Raw genomic sequence first — 24,102 nt, forward strand, 5'->3', positions numbered from 1 at the left:
TTGAAATATCAGGTATCAGACATGGTCAATGATTTTTTTATCAATCTGAGGAAGCATCCGGAATTATTTATTCTGTTGCTGGTGGTAATGATTATTGCCATGTTGGTTATTCCGTTGCCAACCTATCTGGTCGATTTTCTGATTGGATTGAATATTGTTATTTCGGCGCTGGTTTTTCTCTCTTCTTTTTACATTGATCGCATTCTGAGCTTTTCGTCGTTTCCCGCGGTATTGCTGATTACCACGCTATTCAGGCTGGCATTATCGATCAGCACCAGCAGGCTGATACTGAATGATGCCGATGCCGGAGAAATTATTGCCACATTTGGTCTGTTTGTTATTGGTGACAATCTGGTGGTGGGTTTCGTCATTTTCTCCATTGTGACCATTGTGCAATTTATGGTGATCACCAAAGGTGCGGAACGCGTGGCAGAAGTGGCGGCTCGCTTCTCGCTGGACGGGATGCCCGGCAAACAGATGAGCATTGATGCCGATCTGCGTGCCAGTTCGATTGATGCGGAACAGGCGACCCAGCGGCGCAGCATTCTTGAGAAAGAGAGCCAGTTATATGGCTCTTTCGACGGTGCCATGAAGTTTATTAAAGGGGATGCCATCGCTGGCATTCTGGTTATTTTTGTCAACTTTATTGGCGGCATCAGCGTGGGTGTAAACCAGCACGGCATGGATATGTCCACGGCGCTGTCGACCTACACCATGCTGACCATTGGTGACGGTCTGGTGGCGCAAATTCCTTCGCTGCTGATTGCTATCAGCGCCGGATTTATTGTCACCCGCGTCAGCGGCGAGGGCGACAATATGGGCATCACCATGATGTCGCAGCTGATGAATAATCAGTTTGTATTAATCATCGCCGCGATCATTGCTGTTGCTATCGGTTTTTTGCCGGGCTTTCCGCTGTTTATCTTTCTGCTGCTGGCGCTGATTCCCGGCGGGCTATTTTTCTTCAAGTGGCGAGAGGCGAAAAACACTCCGCTGGGGGGTAAAGCGGGCAGTGCGAAGCACAGCAGCGATGCCGCTGATGAAGCGATACCTGCTGCTGCCGACGCTGATACCCAACTCGGCTTGATTGAAAATCTCGATCAGGTCACGCCGGTGACTATCCCGTTAATTCTTCGGGTCAGTCCTTTGGCCGGTGATTACCTTAACCAACTTGATGCCGCTGACCGTTTCCGCAGCCAGTTTTTCGTCGATTACGGCATACATCTGCCGCCAGTGGTGATTCGTGCGGCTGAAAATCAGCAGCAGAACAAAGTGGAATTGCTGATTAATGAAATTCAGGCGGAGCAGTTTGATATTTTGCTCGGCCAAATCACCGTAGTGAATGTCTCTGATGAGCTTGAGCATCTTGGCATTCCATGGAGCAGTTATGGCGGTGTGGTATGGGTGGCGGCTGAACAGCGATCACAGCTTACCGAGCTGGGTTTTCACACCCGGACGCCGGTCGATGAACTTTACTACTGCATTGCCAACGCGCTGGTGCGCAATGTGAGTGAGTTTTTTGGCGTGCAGGAGACCAAAGCGCATATCGATAAGCTGGAAAAAGATTATCCCGATCTGATTAAAGAAGTGATGCGTCACACCACGGTGCAACGCGCGTCGGAGGTGATGCAACGATTGCTCGGCGAGAAAATCTCGGTGCGTAATACCAAATTGATTATGGAGTCCCTCTCAGTCTGGGCGCCGCGAGAAAAAGATGTCATTACCCTGGTTGAACATGTCCGCACGTCCCTGTGTCGCTATATCAGCCATAAATTTGCCGTCGGTAACGCGCTGAAGGCGGTATTAATTTCCGTTGAAATGGAAGAAACCCTACGCCAGGGGATTCGCAGTACCGCTGCAGGCACTTTTCTTAATCTGGAACCCGCGGCGTCGGAAAAGCTGATGGACACTTTTACTCTGGGATTAAGCGACATTCTCATGTCCCAGAAGGATTACGTCATTCTGGCGTCGGTCGATATCCGGCGCTTTGTGAAACGCTTTCTGGAAAACAAATTCAAAAACCTTGAGGTGCTTTCTTTTGGCGAAATTTCAGAAGGCATTTCAATTGATGTAATCAAATCAATTCAATAATAAGGGACTCTCAGATGGATATTGATATTGCCTCTCTGGTACGTGAATCACTCCGCTCTGGCGGTTGCGATGCTTCGCTGCTCAACAATTTTGATGGTCACTCTACCATTTTGTTAGATTTCGACGGTATGCCCGGCATTTTAGTCAGTGTGGTAGATAAACAGGTTGTGCTCTGGTCTCAGCTTTGTGAGCACAACATGCATGTTCTTTCTCAGGTAGCCGATCGGATACTTGAGCTGCTGCTTGAACCGGCAAAATATTCAATAACCGGTCAGTTGCAGATCGCCAAAGAAGAGAATTCAACGGTATTGAAATGCGTACTGGAAGAGAGCTGCCTTAATGAAGCGATGTTTGTGGATGCGCTCGAGACCTTTTATCTGAGCCTGCGCAAATATTGTGAGGTACTGCGCTAATGCCATGGCAAACGCTGGTGCGCTATCAGGCGCATCCTTTGCGTGTCACCGGCCCGATCCTCGAAGCCCGGCTGACAGGGGTCACCATTGGCGAAGTGTGTAATGTGCTGAAAAGTGACAGAGATAAAACCCTCGTCGCCAGAGCACAGGTGCTCGGTTTTGAAAGAGATTCAACCATACTCAGCCTGATTGGATCGTCTGAAGGCTTGTCTCGCGACATCGTGATCAGTCCAACCGGTCACGGGTTGATGATGGAGGTGTCAGCGATGCTGACGGGCGCGGTACTCACCCCATCAGGCACGGTGTCTGAGCGGTTGTCACCCGCGGCTGAAGATACGGCGGTGGAGCGTCGTCCAATCAATGCATCCCCCCCTGCCTGGGATCAACGTTGTGGCATCCATGAGCTGTTAATCACTGGCATTCGGGCGATAGATGGCCTGCTGAGCTGCGGCATTGGCCAAAGAATGGGCATTTTCGCCGCCGCCGGGTGCGGCAAAACCACACTGATGCAGATGCTGATTAACAATGCAGATGCTGACGTTTTTGTCGTGGCGTTGATTGGCGAACGTGGGCGCGAAGTGACGGAGTTTGTCGAAGCGCTGCGGCGAATGGAGCGAAAATCACGTTGTGTGGTGGTCTATGCCACCTCTGACTATCCGGCGCTGGATCGGGTTAATGCTGCGTCGGTGGCGATGACCATTGCCGAATATTTTCGCGACAGCGGGCGGAACGTGCTGCTGTTCCTGGATTCGATCACGCGCTACGCCCGCGCATTGCGAGACGTGGCACTGGCTGCCGGAGAACCCCCCGCGCGCCGTGGCTACCCGGCTTCGGTATTTGAAAAACTGCCCGCTTTGCTGGAGAGACCCGGCAAAACGCAGCGCGGCAGCATCAGCGCGTTTTTCACCATTCTGCTGGAAAATGAAGAGGAGTCCGATCCCGTCGCGGAAGAGATTCGCTCAATCCTTGACGGCCATATCTGGCTAAGTCGCAAATTGGCCAGCAAAAATCACTACCCGGCGATTGATGTATTGCGCAGCGTCAGCCGTGTCTGCCAGCGAGTCACCAGCGATGGCCACCAGGCTTACGCCAGCAACATACGTAATATGCTCGCCAGAATCGAGGAGTTGCAGGTACTGATCGACTTCGGCGAGTACCAGCCGGGGGTCAATCCTGACAATGATATGGCCTTTAACGCCAGCGCTGAAATTCGCCGCTTCCTCTGTCAGCCGGTAGAGGAACAGTTCGCGCTCACCGATACGCTAATAAGGATGCAACAGCTTGTTAAATAACCTCTCTGTCGTTATTCGTCGGATTGACCAGCGCGTGGTAAGCAAAGAAAGTGCGTTGCAAACCGTCCAGCACCGAACCCGTCATATTCAGGCAGAAATTACGGCGGGCGACCAGCAACGTGACCTGCTGCTCAGGCATCTGTCCTCACTGGTTATCGCCGGAAGCACCAGCCTCGAAGCCATTCTGGAAAATAAGGCGCGACAAGGTTCTTTGCAGCGCAAAGTCGCGGAAATGGAACTGCTGCTGGCGGATAAACATTATCAACTGGAGCAGCAGAGCCAGCAGCAGGCCAGCCTGAAAGCCGAGCGTAATAAGTTGCAGCGAAAGTCAGAAAAAATGACTGCCCATTTGCGGCAGCGTCAACAGCATCAGGTGCAATGCAGACAGCGTCAGCACGAGTCTGAAACTGAGGAGCAGCTAAATTGGCAAAGATAACTGGCCGCATGGCGGCAGATTTTCGGCCGCCAGACCGCAGCAGTGATGCCGGTTGCGGTAACGGACTGGATGAACAGCTGAAAAAAGCCAAAAAGGAGCATTATCCGGAAGCGATACCGCTGGCCAGCCTGATGCCGCCACTACCACGGATGTTGGCGGAACCGCCGCCTGCCGCACTGCATTTCGTCCATCATGCGGCGCTGAAAGTGAAAACCGACTTTCAGGCGGGTAACAGTCAGCTTCCGCCGCAATCCGTGACGCCAGCTTCTGTGCTGATGCAGCAGGCTGCCTTGCCATTGCCATTGCCATTGCCGATGTCGGTGCCGGTGGTGCGCGGCAGCGTCCCGCCAGAGGCGCAATTGCCACCACACAGCACGATGCTGGTGCGCGATGCGTTATCACTGCCCCGCAACATTAGCCCGGTAGTGGCGCCGACACCAATATCGCCTGTTGTGAGCAGCCCAGCTCCGGCATTTTATCCGGAACATAGCGCGCGGCTCAGGCGCGATGCGCCGTCAGTGACTCACAACATCAGCCCGTTGCCGGAGCCGCATGAGGTGAACAGTCCCGCGCCAGCCCCTTTGACTCGCGAGGGGCTGGCAGCGCCGGGCGGTACGGTATTACTCAGCAATAACGCGCCAACGGCTCGCCCGCTGGATAAAGCTCGTCGCGAAGAGAGCAGCACCGTGCCTTCACCTGCCATGTCGCCAGCGCGGCAAAGCGGTGAGGGATGGGTCGCAAAAGATCCGCTTTTAAAGCCAAAAAGGGGCTCGCAACCGCTTCCGGCAGAGGCCCACGCCCGGCAGATCAAATCTGTCCCGGTAGCAGAGGGGCAAAACAGAATCAGCTACTCCTTTAGCTCATGGGGAAGTCAACACCGGGTGGTGCTGACTTCTGTGCGTGACAGCAGCCAGCAGCTATCGGTGATCATGACGCCTTCTGACGCGCTGGTCAGCCACCGTTTGCAGCATGCAATCATCACCCGCCCTCCGGTGACAGAAATGACGCTGTGGGAAGATCGTGCTGGCGATGGGCAGCAGCAAGAACGGGATAAGCAGCCACCTGAGGTGGATGAAGAATGAAAGCCCTGGCGATACGACGTTACGACGCGCAATCCAGCGCGTTGAAGCTGTTTTTTCGCTATCTGGAGATGCAGTACCAGCCGGTGCAGATAACTACGCCGCCGCCCGGAGCCGTGCTCGCCAGGGCAACGGCGCAATTAACCGGTGTCGAATTGCTGGTCGATGTACGTGCCTGGTTTGGCAAAAGCCTGCCGGAAAAAAGCGGCTTACGCGCCGATCTGATCTCGCCTGATGAAATAAGAGATCTGTTTCACTACAGCGGCGCGGCTCTCACATTGCAGTTGCCGGGTGAAGCCGAAGAGCCGCTGACTATCTCATCTCTGGTCGCCGCGGATGATTACCGTGACAAAGCGATGCCGATAGTTAACACCAGTTGCGGCCCCGGATGGCTCACGGCAGTGAATGCGCACTATCGTAGTCATATCAGTCAGGCGTTGCCGTCACTGCTGCATGGCATGATCCCATTCCGGCTGGACTTTATGCTCGGCAGCAGCGCGCTGAGTTATCGCCATCTGAAAAAGTTACAGCGGGGCGACGTGCTGTTGGTGAATCAACTGCTCGAGACGGTGCTTACAGGCGACAGGACGTTAGCTAAATACCGACAACAGGAGGACTATCTCATGCTGGAAGATATCTACGATGAACAGGAAGAACACGAGCAATATACGCCATTGCATAAGCATCAGGAACTTCAGCCGCAACTGATGGGTATTAATAATATCCCGGTGCAACTCACCTTTATTATTAACCAAATGACCCTGACGTTGGATGAATTAGCCGTGCTGCATATCGGCGATGTAATAGCGACAGGAACGGGGGGAGAAAACAGCATCACTATTTGTGCCAATGGTGCGCTGCTGGCGAAAGGGGAATTGGTCATGGTTGATGAACGGCTGGGAGTGGAAATTCAGACGCTGTGCTATGAGGCACATTATGGAAAATGATATTTCGCTGATTGCCGTTCTGGCTCTCTCTTCACTGGCTCCATTTCTGATTGCCTGTGGCACCAGCTATATCAAATTTTCTATCGTATTTGTGATGGTCCGGAACGCGATTGGATTACAGCAAATTCCCTCCAATATCACCCTTAATGGTATCGCCTTTGTGTTGTCGGTGTTTGTGATGATGCCGGTCATGAAGGAAGGTTATAACCATTTCAAACAGCAACCGATTGATTTAAGCAGTGCTGAAGCGATTGAATCCTGGATTGACAGTGGTTTTGTTGGCTACAAATCTTACCTGCATAAATATACCGATCGCGATTTAGCGGTGTTCTTTGAGCAAGCTCAGCGGCAGCGTGATGGTGAGCCTGACGATACTGAAGAACCGCCCGAGCCCTCTTTGTTTGCCTTGCTACCGGCTTACGCCTTAACTGAAATAAAAGACGCTTTTAAAATCGGTTTCTATATTTATCTGCCTTTTGTCGTCATCGACTTATTAATCTCCAGCATCCTGTTGACGCTGGGCATGATGATGATGAGTCCGGTGACGATTTCCGTGCCGATTAAGCTATTGCTGTTTGTTGTGATGGATGGATGGACATTAATTTCTAAAGGACTACTTGAGCAGTATCTTGATCTTAGCGCATCCGGGTCGGTTTTCTGATGAATGAAGTCATTCTGGCGGGAAATAAGGCCATCTGGCTGGTGCTGATTTTATCTGCCGTGCCGGTGGTCGTGGCGACGGTAATTGGCTTACTGGTCGGTCTGTTTCAGACGGTGACGCAATTACAGGAACAAACCCTGCCTTTTGGAATCAAGCTGCTGGGAGTCTGTATTTGTCTATTTTTATTATCAGGATGGTATGGCGAAACATTATTATCTTACGGTAAGGAAGTGATTTATTTCGCGCTAAAGAGATAATGGAAAACATGCAAACCGATCTCTATTTTGAGTTGAACAACTGGCTGTTTATGGTGCTGCTAAGTTCCGCCCGCCTGTTTCCGGCCTTTATGCTGCTACCTTATCTCAGTAATTCTACGCTGACCGGACTGTTTAAATTTCCGCTGGCATTTTTGCTGGGCGCCTCGCTGTGGCATGCGCCGGGGATAGCCGTTTATCAATTAAGCGTGCTGGAATATGGTGCTTTGATGGTCAAAGAAATCGTTATTGGTCTGATTATTGCCCTCTTTATTTGCCTGCCTTTCTGGACCCTGCATGCGGCAGGAAGCCTGATCGATAATCAGCGCGGGGCGACGCTGAGCAGCACCTTGAACCCGCTAAGCGGTATTGATACTTCTGAGCTGGCGAACTTATTTAACCTGATTGCAGTAGTAATTATTCTGGAGGCCGGAGGAATGCTGACCTTTATGCAGGTGATGCAGCAAAGTTACCGGCTGTGGCCGCCGTTATCGATGACGATGCCCGGCTGGGAGAATGTGATTAGATTTATCGGCGAGTTGATGAAACATGCCGTCAGGCTCTCTGCACCCGTCATCTCTGTCTTTCTGATCACTGAACTGTTTCTTGGCCTGCTTGCGCGCTACACCCCCCAGATGAATGCATTTTCGATGGCGTTAACAGTTAAAACCTTGATCGGTTTTATGGTGCTGTTGCTCTACTTTTCACCGGTTCTGCCCTCTGAGGTCATCGGGCTGGAAAAGATCTTTTTTCCCGGTGGCTGACGTAAAAGTGAGGCTGCGCAGGAGAACAAAATCATGGCAGGCAGTAAAACAGAAAAACCGACCGACAAAAAGAAACGCGACGCGGCCAAAAAAGGACAGACGTTTAAGGGCAAGGATTTGATCACCACCTGCCTGACGCTGTCAGGGGTCGAGGTGGTGCTCAATTTTACCTCTCTGCGCGAGTTTTCAGACATTCTGCACAGCATTGTGGCGCGTCAGTATGACTACTCATTGCAGGGCTATATTTTGCAATGCGTCTGGTTTGGCATAAAAATATTCCTGCCGATTGCGGTACTCTGCATTGCCGCGTCGTTATTGCCGGGCCTTATCCAGACCGGCATGAGGCTGGCGACTAAGGCGTTTAAGCTCAACTTTTCCGCGATTAACCCGTTAAAAGGCTTTAAAAAAATATTTAATCTGAGAACGTTAAAGGATCTGATTAAGTCATTGCTATACCTCGGCTGCTTTGTACTGGCCACGCTGTTTTTCTGGCAAGAAAATCGTTTACTGATCGTCAGCCTGGTCTGGTCAGAACCGGCCATCATGCTAAAGGCATGGGGGCAGTTGGTGCATTCACTGCTGCTCATCTTTTTTAGTTGTATTTTCGTTATTATTCTTATCGACTGCGTAGCGGAATATTTACTCTATATCAAAGAACTAAAAATGGATAAGAAAGAGGTTTCAAACGAATCCAAAGAGATTAATGGTAATCCGGAAATAAAGAAAAAAAGAAAAGCGCTCAACCAGGAACTACTGTCAGAAGAATTTAAGAAAGATATCAAGAAATCTAATGTTGTTATTGCCAATCCTAAACATATTGCGATCGGTATTTATCTTAATCCGGCGATCACCCCTATCCCTTTTATCTCATTTATAGAGAAAAATCAGCGGGCGCTGGCGGTGCGTCATTATGCAGAAAAAGTCGGTGTGCCGGTGGTTGAAAATATTTCACTGGCCAGAGAGCTGTGTCGTACTCATAAAAAACATGAATTTGTTAGCCTGAAGATGTTCACCGAAGTTATGGATATTCTTTTTTGGCTGGAACAGGTGGAGAACAACTGGATGGCTGAACACCCTGATAATCAGCTGGCAGAAGTTATCGATGATAAATCTTAAAAGGGGTCACAAAGTGCAATAAACCCGGCTGACGATGAGCGTTCTTTGTGAGTAAAAAAAACACAATTTTGCTTTAATAACACCATTCGTCATGGATGGTTTAACTAAGGAAGAGAGATGACTCAGGAAAACGAGACAATCCATGAAGCTGAAATGTGTTCCATGTTAATGGAATATGTACAGCAAGGTGTATTACTGAAAGATTTGCAGGGCATCCCGGATGATACGATGGAAGATATTTATGCCCACGCCCATCACTTTTACTATCAGGGGCGGCTTGATGAGGCTGAACACTATTTTAGCCTGCTGTGTATGTATGATTTGAATAATCCGGATTATTTTATTGGTCTGGGTGCGGTTAATCAGTTGCAAAAAAAGTACCAAAAAGCATGCGATCTTTATTCTCTGGCTTATATCTTTTCCAAAGATGATTACAGTCCGGTTTTTTACAGCGGACAATGCCAGCTGCTGATGGGAGATGTGATCAAAGCACTGCAATGTTTTGAAGTGGTGATTGAAAAATGTCTGAATGAAGATCTGGTAAAAAAAGCACGGGTTTATTTTGAAACCATCAAAAAGAATCGAAAGGTATTAAGTAAAGAAAAAAAATCAACCGAGGCTGCTAAGGAGAGTTAGTCATGTCTGATCTAACAGATTTTTCCATTAATGGAACGTTTGCCAGTTTTTACAGCAACAAAGAACATCCGCTAAATAGCGATCGGGCGGCAGGTGGCAGGGTTTCCAACCGATTTAGCGATATTAATAAGGTGTCTGAAGCAAATGCCCGCTTTATTCATGATATCGCCGAGCAAGTTATTGAAGATAACTTTGATAACAGTACGGACAGCAATCATGTGCTGCGCAAAGTCGCGTCAACAGCAAAGTTCGATAAAGATGGCAATATTCTGCTGCGCTTAACCGAATCTGATGATACCTGTGCCGGCTGGGTAAATAGCAACGCGGAATCTGATATTAACAGTGCAGAAGACTTGAGAAAAAAAAGGCGCGAACTGATCTCAAAGCTGGTCGATAATGCGGCGAAACATCAAAAGCAAGTCACCGATCTTTCGCGAGCCATAGATAAGGCTGTCGGGCAGTTGCAGGTCGCCATGTTCGAGCTGGATACGGCAATCGGCTCACTGGAGGAAAATACCGCCCTATTGAAAGAGCTGAAACAGCAACTTACCTCTTTGCAGTCAGAGCTGAGCAGCCTTGCGCTGGAGGGCGTTGATAAGGACGACCCACGTTATATTGCGCTTCAGGAGAAAATCAGACAGGCCAAAAATGCGATTAATGCCACCTCACAGTCCGTGGTAAAGGCTGAGGCTGAAGTCACAAGCAAACTGGACATGTCGCAGGCACTGCTTATTCAGCATGGGGACCTGATCAAAAAACTTACCGTAATCAGTTCCAATAACGCTGGTGTGGTGGTGATAAATCTCGAACAGATAATTAGCGAGGAGAAGAAGGAATTATCTTTTGCGGCGGACCTGTCGAGACGTATGGCGGAGATACTTGCCGTTTTTAGTAAAAACAGTATTGATAAGCTAAAAAATGACCGGGAACTCAACGAAATACGCATGGAGGCGATGCGCACCAGTTTAGCGGAGAAAGCCAGGCAGTTCGATGAGCAGCAGAAAAAGGCTGCTGAAGCGGCCGAGAAGATGAGCAAGTGCACCAAGATTTTTGGCGGCATTGCCACTGCGCTGGGAGCCTTGACGATGGTATTCGGCGGGGCTGGTGCACCACTGATGGCACTTGGCCTCGGCTTGCTGGTGGCGGATACGATTAGTGAGAAGCTGTTTGGTTTTTCGATCACCGAGAAGGTGATGGGGCCGTTAATGGATCATGTTTTTATGCCATTAATGAACGCGATGAAAGATGTGGTCAGCGATATTTTCGATAACACGCCCATTGGCGCATTACTTAACGCCATCGATAAAGCCACTGGCGCCAATATGATGAGCACTATCCACACCGCGGTGGCGGCAGCGGCAACGGTGGCAGTGATTGTGGCTGCGGCATTTATCCTGAAAAGTGCCGGTAAGGCGCTGTACAAAAGTTTTGGCAAAACGCTGGCCAGGGCAGTGGTTTCCTATGTTAAAACGGCGATTAAATCCGCACTGCAACAGATGCCAAAGTTACTGAAAAATGCCGGTAAAGCGATGAAAGATTTCGCTCTGCAGACCAAACAGATGCTGGATGATTTAGCCTCCAAAACCCTGGAAAAATTGCATCTCTCTCCTGACACGCCTCTTAAAGCGGCGCGTGTCGCCAATATAGCTGCCGAGGTTATCACGCTAAGTGATGTCACCAATAAGATGGTTAATGGCATTATTATCGGCGCACACAGTAAGAAAGCTCTGGATGCGATGGCTGAATATCAGATATGTCGCGAACTGATGAACCTGTTATCCAAAAAACTCGATGACTTGCTGGATATTCTGAAGAAAGATAATGCTGAAATTAAAGTGAAAGGGGAGAAACTCAGTGAGTTAATTCAATCCAGCCATCAGGCGAAAATGTCTATCGTACGAGCAATATAAGAGGAAAATATGGAACTGATTACTTCATTACATAGCGCCTGGCAAACTGAAGTGGCGGAAAACGTATTAACTGATATCCCTCTCAAGTTAACAGGAAAAACGTCGACTGCTGCACGTAGGGTTTTTGCCGATTGGCAGAGTATTAACCACTCAACCACCGTTGCCCAGCTGATTAGCAATATGCCAGCTGAGCTGCGTAAACCAATGAGAGAAAGAACCGCAGAGCTGAATGCGCTACTTGATATTTTTACTCCCGCTCTGCTGGCAGAAGTTAAAAAAGAATCGCCTGAAAATCATGACTGGTCCAATACCAATAAATGGTCCTTGAAAATGATCGCTTCGCTCGATCAATTGGTACATATATTGGTGCTGCTGTTGAAGGTCGATAGTGAATTCAAGGCAGCAAATATTTTGCGTCAGTTCAGTTCTGTATTGGCCGGTTCTGACAAGACCAAAAAAGCCGGTGAGAACGGCTTAAACGGGGCAATAGGCTCCGGCATATTCGGCTTTGCACTTGCTGGTGCGGGCACCTACAAAACGGTGAAGGGCACCAGTATTCATATGAAAAAAGAAGCAGAAATCGTCAAGCAAAAGGAGTCTTTGCATCTTTCAGTCAGTGAGAATAAGACCCTGATAATTGAAAAAAATGCCGCCATAAAAAAACTGGAAAATGCCAATGCCCAGAGTGGTACACAACAACGTAGTTTAGCGAAAGAAACGAAAATCCTGACAGCCGAAAACCAGGAAATTAACGCAAAGCTTACGGTGATTGAGCAGGATTTGATAAAAGCGCGAGCCGACGGCGATATTACCGGCGTGTCAAAATTGATGAGTGAGCGTCGTGAACTGACGGCCAAACTGAAAGCGAATACGGAAGCGATTACGGCTAAAGAAAGCGAAATAAAAACGCTGGTTCAGGCTGATGCTGAGCGGAACAGGCAGATGGAGGCACTGGTAAAAGAAGTTCAGAATCTTACTGCCAGCAACGATGATCAGAATGTTGAGCTGGAGCAGCTTAATCACAGTTTGAGTGCGGCACAACATAAGCTGCAAAAAACGCAGTCGGAAGGTGCATTGTTGACTCAAACGCAACGGCCGGCGTCAGGCATGATTGAGGCAGAAGCACAGCGCAGCGCTACTGCCAACAATGCGCAGGCAAAAATTCTGGAGGAGAACTCACGTGTTTTTCAGCAGACGGCGGCGACCGAAGATGACTACAAGCGCAAAACCGATGCGCTGAAGGAGGTCATTATCAGAACCATTGGGGAGATGATGAATGCCAATAACAGCCGCATTAACACCACCATCAACTTACTGACCCTGCGCGCCTGACCCTTCGCCCTCTCAGTCAGAGGGTCTTTCTAAAGCGAGATTATTATGTCCTTAGACATTAGTTCGTCCTCTTCATCTATGCGAAATCTGACTCCTCTGGTTGAGGAAAAGCAGCCAGTTAAAAATGACAACTTGCTGGCGCTTGAAAAGCAACAAATTGACCTCAGTATTGCGCAAGTCAAAGTCAGTAATGATAACGCCAGGCTCATGCTGAACCGCTATCTGGCATCATCAGAAGATCAGCTCCGCCGGGGTAATATGGATCTGCTAACCCACCCCGATGACGCCAATGATGAACTTGAATATCACCTTATGCGCCAGTCAATCCAGGAGACGCTCGACGATGATATCCATCACCAGGCCGACGATGTGCTTAGCGGCAATGAGCTAATAGAGAAGCATCTGGAAACGATCCGGCAGATGAAAATCAACTATCTGCAAGTGTTTAGTCAGGCGTTCGATAAGATGAGTGAGTTTTATAAGGCGTTTGTAAAACTGAAAGGGGAGTTATCAACCTATCTTTCACCCGGCGCAAAAGAAGGCGAGTTGAACTTCAAAAATTATGATTTTGCCAAAGAGGTGCAAGCGTTGATTGACCGTTTCAGTGGCAAAAATGGTCAACTCTTTCCCCAGGCCGATGCCGATGGAAAGTATGGTACTACCACTCTGACCATCGCCAAAAACTGGCTGGAGCAACTGGGGCTGCCGTCGGATTGCCTGAGAGGTGATGCAGGAAGCGGTTACTGGATACAGGTCGACCTCAAACCTCTGGAAAATATCGTTAAGACGCTTACTGACCTGGGGAGCGGGGGACCCAACACGCCGATTACCCTTAACTCAGCGAAATATAATGCCTGGGAAAGCGGTTTTTATTCACATGCCGACGGCCTGCAGAACAGCATGAATCTGCTGACGCAAAAAACGACTAACGCCAGCTCAGCATTTGATCAACGGGTGCTGATAATGAATAAATTTACTGAGCAGGATGCAATGGTCAGGCTGTCGTTTATTCCTAAATAAGGCGCAGCGATAATGGTCAGTATTGAAGGTTTTAGTGGTGATAAGGATGCAGAGATAACGATGACGCGTCGTGAGCATATTAAACAGATTATTGCCCGATGTAGCGATCTGGACAGTCAGTTAATTACTGACTCATCGCTGCTGGCGATGGATCTGTATATTGACTCTCTGATGCTGACCGATATCGTCTATGAAACCGAAGATGCCTTCAATATTGCCATCAGTGAAAGTGAGATGGCGATAATTGAAGAAGTGGCTGATTTTTATCAACTGGTAGAGAAAAAACTAGCAGGTGTTGACGGTTAATTTTAATGAGGGAAAAGATTTACACAGTAAATTTTTTCCCTTTCTTGCCCGCTATTCAGATGGAAATTAGTCTCTTTTTACTTCTGATTAATAACAATGACATCAGAACAAGGCTATACCTTCGTGAGTCTGTTGCTCTGCGCCAAACGTTGTGTCACTCGTTACCATCAACATGGTAGCGAGAAAATTCGACTCAAAAAGTTAGATGGGAATTCATCATTATTCTGTCAAGTATCGATAATTTTGACATGATATCGTGGCGTCATAATCTTAAGGGCGTGCGGTAATCAACAGATGATGGAAATGGATTCTGACGACGTGAAGCGTCATTATGTGATACGTTTCATGAATACATTGCTGGTGGGCTGCGAATATGTGATTCGCGAGGAAAGAACCACCTATATCGTTGCTGATCGTCATACCCTTGAATCTGTTCAACAGAATACCGATGATCCTGCCACTATTTATGTGCTGGATGACAGGATTAACACCCGATTCGACATCCTGTTTAGCGCCGCGATGTCCCTGCCGCAGCTGGTAACCGGGAACGAAAGCCAGGCTGTGACAAGGTCGGTTAACTTTCATCAATTGATCAATGTCGACGAGGTGCACTTTGTCTTGCGCCCCGAGTACAGCGAGTGGCAACAGCCGCTCGAAGAAGTCAGTCGCAGTGAAGAGGCCAGCGATAACGACATTTTCGCGCCAGCAAAAGTGCCGCACAAGCCGTGGAAAAAAATGTTGCTGTTATTGTTGCTGGCTGTGATGGGGCTGAGTGGTTGTTATCTTCTTTATGACCGCAATGAGTGTGAAATAAACTCCGTGACGCTGGCGTTAGGAGGAAAACCTCAAGAGTTTAACAGCTTTGTCGGCGGTGACGGCAGGATCTATATTTTTGCACGCACGGCACAAAGCAGTAACCGGGCATGGCAATCACTGATTAAAAACCCTGATAGTCGTGATGTCACCGTGCTTAACGCTAAAGCAGAAGAGGAAAAAATTTCCCGCGAGATAATGGCGCGCTGGCCGCAGGTAAGGTTTCATGGCATTCGGTTTGATGACCCTGCAAAACCTGAAATTATCCTGAGTCAGGAGCGGGCAGAAATGATTCCTGTTGCTCAGCTTAATAATATTTCAGCGAAACTATCGATGTTGTTTAGCTGGGTAAAGGTCTTCACCTTTAGTTATATTAGCGATAACAGTATCATTAATACTGCGGAGCAGGGAATATTAAGCATTACTCCTTACTTTAATAAAAGACAAAATGCCGATAGTGTGACTTTTTCAGTAGTGGGTAAAATTAATGATAGTGAGTTAAATGCGATTAAGGATATTGTCACTGATTTCAGAAAACAGTGGAGCGGAGGATATATTCAGTTTGATATTAAACTGGAAGAGGATCGGCTAAAAGGTAAGTCCTGGCGTTATGGCGCGGATGGTTATGTAAAAACAGCCGCAGAACAATGGTTTTTTCCTGAGCAAAGTTAATGAGGCAATATGGCTAATAATTTTAGCGTCGGCGACGCATGGAACGGCTATCTGACCAATCTGTCTGGAGAGTTTAATGAAAAAGTCATAAGTTTAAATAAAGAGGTGCAGGAGGCATTGGATAAATTGACGGGTGATTCATCCGATCCAGTCATTCTGGCAAAATATCAATCACTGGCTTCAGATTACCAGGTATACCGGCAGACCCAATCGGGTGTGGTAAAAAGTTACAAGGATGTCGCAACTTCAATTATTGCTAACTTCAGATAACCTCTGAATTTATGGAATGAATAATGTTAACTATCTCCCTTGAAAATGCCGGACAGGCGCAGGAAATGGGTAATGACGTTGAAACAGGATCGCTGGAAGGCTTGCTCAGGCAAGCCTATATCCACCATGTTGCAGCGGAATATCAGGATAAAATGGCCGTACTGGCCAGCGCCAATGATCCGGTAAAAGCAACTGATATTGACGAGATATATCAGTATCAGTTAAAAACGTCAGAATATGGTATTAAGCTTTCTCTCTACTCAATAATGACGAGAAAAGCAGTCACGGCTGTCGATACATTAATACGTGCTTAATGATGAGAATGTTGAAAGTGACGTTGCTGGCCACATTGCTGTTGATAAGCGGATGTAAAGAAGAAGCTCTGTTAAATGGCCTGGATCAAAATCAGGCCAATGAAGTCGTCGCGCTCTTGCAAAAAAACAACATCGAAGCCAGTAAACGTAATATTGCCAAGTCGGGTTACAGTGTCTATGTCGGTATGGCTGATTTTTCAGCGGCGGTGGATCTGACAACTATCTATAATTTACCTTCTAAGCCACGGGTAGAAATTGCAGAAATGTTTCCAGTTGATACATTAATTTCTTCACCGCGTGCTGAAGTGGCAAGAATCTACTCTGCCATTGAGCAGCGCCTTGAGCAGACCTTGAATCAAATCAGTGGTATCGTCTCATCGCGTGTCCATGTCAGTTATGATATCAGTAATACTGATGCGGAGAAAAAAGGTAAGCCGATGCATGTAGCGGTTTTATTACGCTATGATACCGCGATTAATGCACCAGGGAATTTGATTGCGGATGCGACACGTTTACTGAAAAACAGTTTTTCAAATGTCGAATATGACAATATTTCGGTGATCATGACGCCTGCCCCGGAGACGTATCAACTTCCACCGGTAAAGACGAATAAAAATAATGGGAAATTTAAGAATATGATATTGATTATCGGCGTGTTAATGACGCTGGTCGCCATTATTTTCTTTGCTGATAAACGGCGATTATTTAAAAAATTTAACCTTAATATTAAAAAGAAAATGTAGAGTGCTATCGTGTCATCAACTCATTCTCAAAGAATTATTTCTGACCCTGTGTCATGGATCCATCCTTCAAGGACCGGCTTGCCAGATTTATGCTGTGAAGGAATTCCCCGTGGCATTATCAATAAAAACTTAGTGCGACAATTTTCGCTTGATGAAGACAACAGTCTGATAACGGAGGGCAGTATTGCACAGGCCGTTATCGACAACTGGTATTTGTTGCGTGAAGCTGCATGGAATATGGCTTGCCAGCGTTATCGTGCATGGATTTTACACGATGAATCTCAGGGTTTTCTGACACCTAAAGTGCGGTCTTTTATGATGCTTAACATTATACCGGCGGAGTTATACGGGAGAGAAAAAGTTGATGAGATAAAAATGTGGCAGCTGGCCTACGCTGAGCTGTTACCTCTTCATTCATTATTACCTGAAGCGGTTATCAAACGGTTAAGATTGCTGTTTCCGGCAGGGATAAGGGAGGTTTCTACAGAAAATAAGTCAGGATTTGATTCTGTGTTTTTTTTTATGGCGATTCAACATGCAAAAAAATTTACCGTCTCACTTTGAGCTGGCGGCAATTGAGGATACGTTACTTACCCGTGACTATTTTTCTGCCAGAAAACGGACGAGCAGTATCGATGCTGTTGCCAGAGACGAAGCCAAGAAGATTATTAATCAGGCATGGCAGAAAAGTGACGAAATTAAAAAGGAAGCATTTAATCATGGCTTTGAAACAGGGCTTATTTATTGCATTGGTCATATTATTTCCCATTTCAATGCACTAGATAAAGAGCAGCAAAGAATGGAGTCTCTACTGGCAGAGAGAATAACGTCTATGTTGCAGGAAAATTTTCGGGATAATGATTTATTTGTAAATATCGTTATCGACTGGTACAAAAAAAATAAAGTCTCGAAAAACGATGAGATTTTACTGACTCTACCCTTACGGCACAAAAAAATGGCAGAACAACTCTGTGACAGATTACGCCATCAGATTTTGTCTGAGCCTAAAGTTACGTTTCATTCTTATGATTTTTTTCAGGTAAAATCCGGCGATCAGCTTATCGAATTCAATTCAGATGAATTCATTGCAACACTAATCAGACATCTGGTTTACAACAATGAAGCTATTCAATCCAGCATCAGGAACATAAGCTATGAATCCAGGGAACAGCTTAAATCCCTTTTGCTATAACGTAATGGAAAATATGGATATTTCAATCAGTAATACACCCAGTCGAGTTGATGACGCCGAAGAGTTTCCGGTAACCGTTCCTGTGGAGACGATTATGGATGTGATGATGCAAGGTATAATAGATCGCTGGCGCGTAGAAATTTTATTATCACAAGGTGGTATAAATGAAGAGAGTAAAATCGAGTGGTAATCAACAATAAACGATTTTTTTACTGGCAGCTAATTCTGCTGATGCTAATCCTGACAGCAGGATGTGGGGTTTCGACCCCCTCAGCGGTGAACCACCCAATCCAGGGCGTTTGCATGACTATTTCGCCGGGTTCAGTGGGCTCCCTTACGGCAGAAAGACACTATGAATATATGGTTAACTGCATCAGGGTGAAGCAATATGCTAATGCCTCGTCACATTATGCTATTGCTGGGGTACAAACCTGGCATGATTATCTGGCTAATCCAGGAACGGGTAGTAAACAGCGCCATCAAGCTGAATTGCGTAAGCAGCTGGCCAGGTTAAGTGATAAAGAGAGGAAAAATTTCTGGGATACCCTTAATACCACCTTACGTGATGAGAAAAGTCTGCAGCAGCTTTGTCAGTTGCTCGAAATATCCGAAAGTAATCAACGTTCTAAAATGTTCTGGCAAGAGGCAAAAAATGGCTATCTCCACTGTGAGCCAGTAATGATATTTTGAACTCTGCCTAATAACTCGAGAAGACATCTGAAAATATTTCTCTGCTCCCCTTCTTAAATTTCGATAAATTTACTTCTTTTTACCCTTCAATAATATTATATTCTTAATATATTAAGAATGTTCTTGGTTGGTACCCTCATAACTCAATAATCACCCTATGATTTCACATATTAACTGATGCCGTTATATTATCTTTTTTACAGTCGAGCATCTGTATATCTTGTCATCTTCATGAGAAGAGTGGATATAACAGTTGATAACATTTTTTAGAAAAACTTGTTTAACAAAAAATGGATAAATTGACATGGAAAATTATCGTTTCAGTGATTTTACACTTTGCGGTGATCAAGTCCTGTATCACAAAGACAGGATTGTTACTGTTCCACCTAAGGAAATGGCCGTATTGCTATTACTGGTTAAAAATGCGGGTGAGGTGATTACAAAAGATCATATTATTCGGGAGGTATGGAAAGGTGGTGAGGTGTCGGATGAATCTCTCTCTCGCTGTATTTATGTGTTAAGGAAGTTACTGGGAGAAAGTTCGACATATCGTTATATTAATACAGTCTATGGCAAAGGCTACCTTTTTGTCATGAATGTGATCAGGGTTACGCGACAGCCCGTTAAAGAGTTACCTGAGCAGAAAGACACTTTAGCCATTTTTCCTTTTGTCATGCAGGATAAAACGCTTTCGATGATAATTTTTGATTTTATTATCAATCATAGTGCTATTTTTGAGGAAAAAGGTTTTCGGTTTTTACCGGCCGCGTTAACGGTAAACATCCATAATCTGACGGAAAGTTTTAACAATTTACGCACAACCGGCGTGCGTTATTTTCTCACGGGTATCGAGCTGAAAACAGGGTCAGATACGGTGATTAAAGTTGAGCTGATTGACAGTGCTTTATTGACGGTAGTTTTCCGTGAATCCGTGGTGCTTTCTGAAGATAACTCACTTAACCTCGTCAGGTTTAACAATATTATTTCTTTATTGCTGCATAAAATTACGCACTGCGAAAAGAAAGAGTTTGCTAAGGCATTGGTTTCAGCAAATAATAAACTTTGTCAGATAAGAAATAACTATAATAATTACTCTTTTTTTCTGTTTGAATCCTATAAAAATGTCGATTCACGCTCTTTGTTGCTCGATAATTATGATACTGTGACATTGTGTCACCTTGCGGGATGCTATTTTTCGCTGGCCAGTCTGGGGCTGATGAAGTATGAAAAGGCGGAGGAGATCATCAACGTTATTACGGATAAAGTACTGATTGAAGAGCCCTGTAATGCTCTGGCTATTTCAATGAAGACTCTGATTTGCCGTGATAATCACACTAAGCAGAAAGAGTCAGACTTTCAGCTGGCGATTATTCTTTCGCCTTTAAGTGCCGAAGTTTATTATTACTATTCCTGTTGTCTGGTGCAGAATAAGGAATATGAGAAAGCTCAGATTATGACGGGCGTGGCACTTTCTCTGAATCCTGATTTTTTTGCCGCAAAAATACTGTACGCAGTAATCCTGACACTGTCAGGAGATCCTGCTGCCGCTATCACCTACGCAACAGAAATGAAAGGACGTGACAGCTCATGCGATATCATTATTAATTGTCTGCTGGCGATTTTATTTTCCCGAACCGGTCAGATGGATAAAGCGGCAGCTTGTTTACACGAGGTGCAACATTATCGTGATTCCTGTGCCTTTGTCAGTTGTTGCTATGCTGCCGTGCTGGTTAAGCAGGGAGGTGATACGATTAAAACACTTAAACGTCTGCAAAATATGCCACAAAAATCGCTACCTAAAAAGTCTGTCTACTGGATGCCATTATTCGACTGAATGGCAGGGAGCGTTAACGCTGGGTCAATCTCCAGTTTATTGTGATGCCTCTGCATGATCATCGTCCTTAGCAGGATGTAACGCCAGGGGCTTTTTTATACCTGTATTCTGCCTCTTGACTGGACATTTATCTGAGCGAATTATGATAGTACACCTCATTAATTATCTATAAAATTATATATTGTACAATAATTAAAATTGGAGTGTCCGCATGATATATCGATAGTATATTAATGTCTATTTTTAGCAATAGATGATTGCTTCTTCCTGCTTACTAATAAGCAAGCTATCTATTGATATTACCCGTAGGGAGTTTTCATGTCACATATAGAAAATTTTAGCCCGATGGCCGTGCCGACTTTAAAAGTTGCAGATGAAAATCAGATAGTATCAGCCCTGGCTGCTAATCTGGTCAGTGCAAGTAACGAGCCAGCCAGCGTGAAATTGTATTCACTGCCCGCAGTCGCAAACGGTTCGCGATTGGCGGAACCCTCAGTTGCTGAGCCCCCCGTTCCCTCTGGCAGCCCTCTAAGGGAAAAACTGGTTGGTATAAAGAACTGCCTGCAGAACTCCATTCCTAATCATCTGATCCTGCAATTCGGACCGCAAATAAAGGATCCCGATACCGGTATTGATTTCAAATTTACCCCTACGGTGGTACTGGCGGGTGATCATATTGAAGGTTATTTATGGCATACCGAAATAGGAACGGTGATTAAAACGGGTTCTGACGCCGTGAATGGCTACGTATTAGGTGTTAAGCAACAGGGAATTGAATATAACTGGAATGAACAGCGCCTGAGTTATAATCGGCAAGAGCTGGGAAGGTTTGAACTTGATTTTCCTTACGGAAAATCTGGCCTACAATTTACACTGGCGTTGGAACTGGGAATCACCAGTAAAACCCGTACGCTTGCCAAATCACTACAGCACGCCGTCCAGGATACATTGACACAAGTGCCGGCAGGCACAATTTTGCTGAATAATGCTTTTCAGCAGGCGGGAATTTTTGGTCCTCTGATTGGGCTGCTATCGGTACCGGCGGTGATGGACAGAATCCTTGAGTGGTCAGTGCCTGGCGGAAACCAACGTGATAATTATCTCTGGTTCGGCCTGTCTGTTGGTTATGCCGATTATAATGGGACCGTCTTTCCCAATCTGAACAATCTTGAAGATCCTTCTCTGCCAGGAGTTAATCTTCAGGCGAATGTTTATTTGCGCCATGGCTCAGCGATGACCTATGATTTTCAGAGCAAAAAAGTCACCATTCCTTATATAATGCAAAAGTTGCTTGGTAATTATTACCATAGCCTTGCCGAATTTATTAAGGATGCCTTGCAAAGCCGTGATGCCCTGAGCCGGGAATTGACAAAAGCAGTGGCTAATGGCGCGATAAACACTCAGGTAAAAAGCGTTATCCTTAATATTGCCGACGAGATCATTAAATCGGGCGGGGATCGGCTCGATGTGCAGCAAGCCAATCAGTCTGAACGGGATGGTGCGCTGGTGAATAGTGCCTTTGAATTTATCTATCAAGGGACATCAGCCGAAGAAATTAACAGCATTCCACGCGATATGCTGGCGCAAAAAATTGCCAGAAGTAAACAAGCTTATGTGATTGTTGAAAGAGGCGCTGAAGGTCTTCAGGTTTTTGATATCGAGGGTAATGTTTCCAGTTTCGGCCAGATTAAGTCCACTGCGAGTGTCATTACTCTTTATGACGAGGGTATTGAACATTTAAATGCAGATTTGGCTATGATTAATATTGCTCTGACGAAGGGTTACAGCAATATCGAGTTGTTGCAGGCTATGGCTATTTCACCTGAGCAAATTCAGCTGCCTGATCAGTAATCTCTGCTGGCACGGCATCCACGACGTTGCTGAGATAAAAAAGGGTGATAAGCCGCAGCTTATCACCCTGTATATGTGTTAAGCAGGCGAACCGTTTAACGCATGGTCACAAATTCTTCCGCACCGGTCGGATGGATAGCAACGGTATTGTCGAAGTCTTTTTTGGTTGCACCCATTTTCAGCGCCACCGCAAAGCCCTGCAGCATTTCATCCATGCCATAACCGATGCCGTGAATACCGACGATCTTCTCGTCTTTACCAACGCACACCAGTTTCATACGACAAGGCTGACGATGCTGCGTTACCGCAGTGTACATCGCAGTAAATGCCGATTTATACACTTTGACGTCGTCGTCGCCATACTGCTCACGTGCTTGTGGTTCACTCAGACCGACAGTGCCAATCGGTGGGTGGCTGAACACCACGGTTGGCACATTGCTGTAATCCAGATGCTCGTCGGGCTTGTTGTTAAACAGGCGTTCAGACAGACGACGCCCGGCCGCAACCGCAACAGGCGTGAGTTCTACTGCACCGGTGTTATCACCCACGGCGTAGATACCTTTGACGTTGGTATTCTGGAACTTATCAACGCTGATATAGCCTTTGTCGTTCAGCGCCACGCCGGTAACATCAAGATTCAGGTTATCGGTTGCCGGTTCACGGCCAATCGCCCATACCAGGCAATCAACGGTCTGCTGTTTACCATTTTCCAGCGTCAGCGTCAGGCTGCCGTCGGCATTTTTCACGATCGCTTGCGGGATCGATTCGGTATGCAGCGTCGGCCCTTCAGTGTTCATCACTTCGACCAGCGTCTCAACGATCAGCGGATCAAAAGAGCGCAATGGCGCATGTTTCCGCACGAACAGGTGAGTTTCGGAACCCAGCGCGTTCAGCACGCCAGCAATTTCTACGGCGATATAACCGGCACCCACCACGGCAGTGCGTTTTGGTAAGGCATCCAGCTCAAAGAAGCCGTCGGAGTCGATACCGTACTCCGCCCCTGGAATATTCGGGTGGCTTGGGCGGCCGCCGGTGGCGATAAGAATATGATCAGCAGTGATGGTTTCGCCGTTCACTTCCACGGTATGCGCATCGACAAAACGGGCAAAACCTTTAATGACATCAACTTTGTTTTTGCCCAATACGTTGTCGTAGGAGGTGTGAATGCGATCAATGTAGGCGCTGCGGTTTTTAACCAGGATATCCCAGTTAAACTGATTTACCGTGGTATCAAAACCATAATCCGGGCCATATTGATGGATAGCTTCGGCGATCTGAGCCGCGTGCCACATCACTTTTTTCGGTACGCAACCCACGTTGACGCAGGTGCCGCCAAGATCTTTTGCTTCGATCAGCGCACATTTCTGTCCGTACATGGCCGCGCGGTTAATGGAGGCGATTCCGCCGCTGCCGCCACCGATTGCAAGGTAGTCATAATGTTTGGTCATCGAACCTGTTCCATAAGT

26 protein-coding genes are annotated in these 24,102 nt (G+C 46.7%); 25 read left to right on the top strand and 1 reads right to left on the bottom strand.

Annotated elements, in window-relative coordinates:
* The first annotated feature begins 21 nt into the window (after positions 1 to 21).
* The 25 genes from NG42_RS04985 (at position 22) to NG42_RS05105 (ending at position 22,636) form a co-directional block, all read left to right on the top strand.
* The gene (locus tag NG42_RS04985; protein WP_052898160.1) at positions 22 to 2,091 is read left to right on the top strand and encodes an EscV/YscV/HrcV family type III secretion system export apparatus protein; all 2,070 of its coding nucleotides are present in this window, start codon (positions 22 to 24) and stop codon (positions 2,089 to 2,091) included.
* Positions 2,092 to 2,105: 14 nt separating this feature from the next.
* Positions 2,106 to 2,504 carry an InvB/SpaK family type III secretion system chaperone gene (locus NG42_RS04990; protein WP_052898161.1) on the top strand — a complete coding sequence of 133 codons (399 nt, stop codon included), beginning with the start codon at positions 2,106 to 2,108 and terminating at the stop codon, positions 2,502 to 2,504.
* A complete protein-coding gene (gene sctN, locus NG42_RS04995; protein WP_052898162.1) occupies positions 2,504 to 3,796 on the top strand; it encodes a type III secretion system ATPase SctN in 1,293 nt (430 codons plus the stop codon). Before NG42_RS04990 ends, sctN begins: the two co-directional genes overlap by 1 nt.
* Positions 3,786 to 4,232: a hypothetical protein gene (locus NG42_RS05000; protein ID WP_052898163.1), complete on the top strand. Its 447-nt coding sequence runs from the start codon at positions 3,786 to 3,788 to the stop codon at positions 4,230 to 4,232. The genes sctN and NG42_RS05000 overlap by 11 nt, the downstream gene beginning before the upstream one ends.
* Complete coding sequence (locus tag NG42_RS05005) at positions 4,220 to 5,314, top strand: SpaN/EivJ family type III secretion system needle length determinant (RefSeq protein WP_156322026.1); 1,095 nt, start codon at positions 4,220 to 4,222, stop codon at positions 5,312 to 5,314. Before NG42_RS05000 ends, NG42_RS05005 begins: the two co-directional genes overlap by 13 nt.
* Positions 5,311 to 6,258 carry a type III secretion system cytoplasmic ring protein SctQ gene (sctQ, locus tag NG42_RS05010; RefSeq protein WP_052898165.1) on the top strand — a complete coding sequence of 316 codons (948 nt, stop codon included), beginning with the start codon at positions 5,311 to 5,313 and terminating at the stop codon, positions 6,256 to 6,258. The genes NG42_RS05005 and sctQ overlap by 4 nt, the downstream gene beginning before the upstream one ends.
* Positions 6,248 to 6,919 carry an EscR/YscR/HrcR family type III secretion system export apparatus protein gene (locus NG42_RS05015; RefSeq protein WP_052898166.1) on the top strand — a complete coding sequence of 224 codons (672 nt, stop codon included), beginning with the start codon at positions 6,248 to 6,250 and terminating at the stop codon, positions 6,917 to 6,919. Before sctQ ends, NG42_RS05015 begins: the two co-directional genes overlap by 11 nt.
* Positions 6,919 to 7,176 (top strand): EscS/YscS/HrcS family type III secretion system export apparatus protein, encoded by a 258-nt coding sequence (locus NG42_RS05020; protein WP_052898167.1) that lies wholly within the window; start codon positions 6,919 to 6,921, stop codon positions 7,174 to 7,176. The genes NG42_RS05015 and NG42_RS05020 overlap by 1 nt, the downstream gene beginning before the upstream one ends.
* Complete coding sequence (gene sctT, locus NG42_RS05025) at positions 7,176 to 7,937, top strand: type III secretion system export apparatus subunit SctT (RefSeq protein ID WP_241488308.1); 762 nt, start codon at positions 7,176 to 7,178, stop codon at positions 7,935 to 7,937. Before NG42_RS05020 ends, sctT begins: the two co-directional genes overlap by 1 nt.
* Positions 7,938 to 7,970: 33 nt before the next feature.
* A complete protein-coding gene (locus NG42_RS05030) occupies positions 7,971 to 9,053 on the top strand; it encodes an EscU/YscU/HrcU family type III secretion system export apparatus switch protein (RefSeq protein ID WP_052898168.1) in 1,083 nt (360 codons plus the stop codon).
* A gap of 117 nt (positions 9,054 to 9,170) precedes the next feature.
* On the top strand, positions 9,171 to 9,689 hold the full coding sequence (gene sicA / locus NG42_RS05035) for a type III secretion system translocator chaperone SicA (protein WP_052898169.1): 519 nt from the start codon (positions 9,171 to 9,173) through the stop codon (positions 9,687 to 9,689).
* Between the two features lie 2 nt (positions 9,690 to 9,691).
* The gene (gene sctE, locus NG42_RS05040; RefSeq protein ID WP_052898170.1) at positions 9,692 to 11,599 is read left to right on the top strand and encodes a type III secretion system translocon subunit SseC family protein; all 1,908 of its coding nucleotides are present in this window, start codon (positions 9,692 to 9,694) and stop codon (positions 11,597 to 11,599) included.
* A 9-nt stretch (positions 11,600 to 11,608) separates the two neighbouring features.
* On the top strand, positions 11,609 to 12,931 hold the full coding sequence (locus NG42_RS05045; RefSeq protein WP_052898171.1) for a coiled-coil domain-containing protein: 1,323 nt from the start codon (positions 11,609 to 11,611) through the stop codon (positions 12,929 to 12,931).
* 132 nt (positions 12,932 to 13,063) lie between these two features.
* Positions 13,064 to 13,951, top strand: coding sequence for an IpaD/SipD/SspD family type III secretion system needle tip protein (locus NG42_RS05050; RefSeq protein ID WP_052898172.1), 888 nt, complete (start codon positions 13,064 to 13,066; stop codon positions 13,949 to 13,951).
* 12 nt (positions 13,952 to 13,963) lie between these two features.
* On the top strand, positions 13,964 to 14,257 hold the full coding sequence (locus tag NG42_RS05055) for an acyl carrier protein (RefSeq protein ID WP_052898173.1): 294 nt from the start codon (positions 13,964 to 13,966) through the stop codon (positions 14,255 to 14,257).
* Positions 14,258 to 14,551: 294 nt separating this feature from the next.
* Positions 14,552 to 15,742, top strand: coding sequence for a PrgH/EprH family type III secretion apparatus protein (locus tag NG42_RS05060; RefSeq protein ID WP_082203834.1), 1,191 nt, complete (start codon positions 14,552 to 14,554; stop codon positions 15,740 to 15,742).
* A gap of 9 nt (positions 15,743 to 15,751) precedes the next feature.
* Complete coding sequence (gene sctF / locus NG42_RS05065) at positions 15,752 to 16,012, top strand: type III secretion system needle filament subunit SctF (protein ID WP_052898175.1); 261 nt, start codon at positions 15,752 to 15,754, stop codon at positions 16,010 to 16,012.
* A gap of 23 nt (positions 16,013 to 16,035) precedes the next feature.
* Positions 16,036 to 16,326, top strand: coding sequence for a type III secretion system inner rod subunit SctI (gene sctI / locus NG42_RS05070; protein ID WP_052898176.1), 291 nt, complete (start codon positions 16,036 to 16,038; stop codon positions 16,324 to 16,326).
* Positions 16,327 to 16,334: 8 nt separating this feature from the next.
* Positions 16,335 to 17,069 (top strand): type III secretion system inner membrane ring lipoprotein SctJ, encoded by a 735-nt coding sequence (gene sctJ / locus NG42_RS05075; RefSeq protein ID WP_082203837.1) that lies wholly within the window; start codon positions 16,335 to 16,337, stop codon positions 17,067 to 17,069.
* 9 nt (positions 17,070 to 17,078) lie between these two features.
* Positions 17,079 to 17,633: a hypothetical protein gene (locus NG42_RS05080; RefSeq protein WP_072133179.1), complete on the top strand. Its 555-nt coding sequence runs from the start codon at positions 17,079 to 17,081 to the stop codon at positions 17,631 to 17,633.
* A complete protein-coding gene (locus tag NG42_RS05085) occupies positions 17,605 to 18,261 on the top strand; it encodes a hypothetical protein (RefSeq protein ID WP_052898178.1) in 657 nt (218 codons plus the stop codon). The genes NG42_RS05080 and NG42_RS05085 overlap by 29 nt, the downstream gene beginning before the upstream one ends.
* 13 nt (positions 18,262 to 18,274) lie before the next feature.
* Positions 18,275 to 18,451: a hypothetical protein gene (locus NG42_RS05090; protein WP_156322024.1), complete on the top strand. Its 177-nt coding sequence runs from the start codon at positions 18,275 to 18,277 to the stop codon at positions 18,449 to 18,451.
* A 113-nt stretch (positions 18,452 to 18,564) separates the two neighbouring features.
* Complete coding sequence (locus tag NG42_RS05095; protein ID WP_053115672.1) at positions 18,565 to 18,951, top strand: hypothetical protein; 387 nt, start codon at positions 18,565 to 18,567, stop codon at positions 18,949 to 18,951.
* 304 nt (positions 18,952 to 19,255) lie between these two features.
* Positions 19,256 to 20,785, top strand: a complete 1,530-nt coding sequence (locus tag NG42_RS05100; RefSeq protein WP_082203836.1) for a winged helix-turn-helix domain-containing protein — start codon at positions 19,256 to 19,258, stop codon at positions 20,783 to 20,785.
* A gap of 318 nt (positions 20,786 to 21,103) precedes the next feature.
* Positions 21,104 to 22,636, top strand: coding sequence for a hypothetical protein (locus NG42_RS05105; protein WP_052898182.1), 1,533 nt, complete (start codon positions 21,104 to 21,106; stop codon positions 22,634 to 22,636).
* A gap of 95 nt (positions 22,637 to 22,731) precedes the next feature.
* Here NG42_RS05105 and gorA read toward each other — a convergent pair whose 3' ends face one another.
* On the bottom strand, positions 22,732 to 24,084 hold the full coding sequence (gene gorA, locus NG42_RS05110) for a glutathione-disulfide reductase (RefSeq protein WP_052898183.1): 1,353 nt from the start codon (positions 24,082 to 24,084) through the stop codon (positions 22,732 to 22,734).
* Between the last annotated feature and the right edge of the window lie 18 nt (positions 24,085 to 24,102).

This window comes from Winslowiella iniecta (genome assembly GCF_001267535.1).
GTDB lineage: Bacteria > Pseudomonadota > Gammaproteobacteria > Enterobacterales > Enterobacteriaceae > Erwinia > Erwinia iniecta.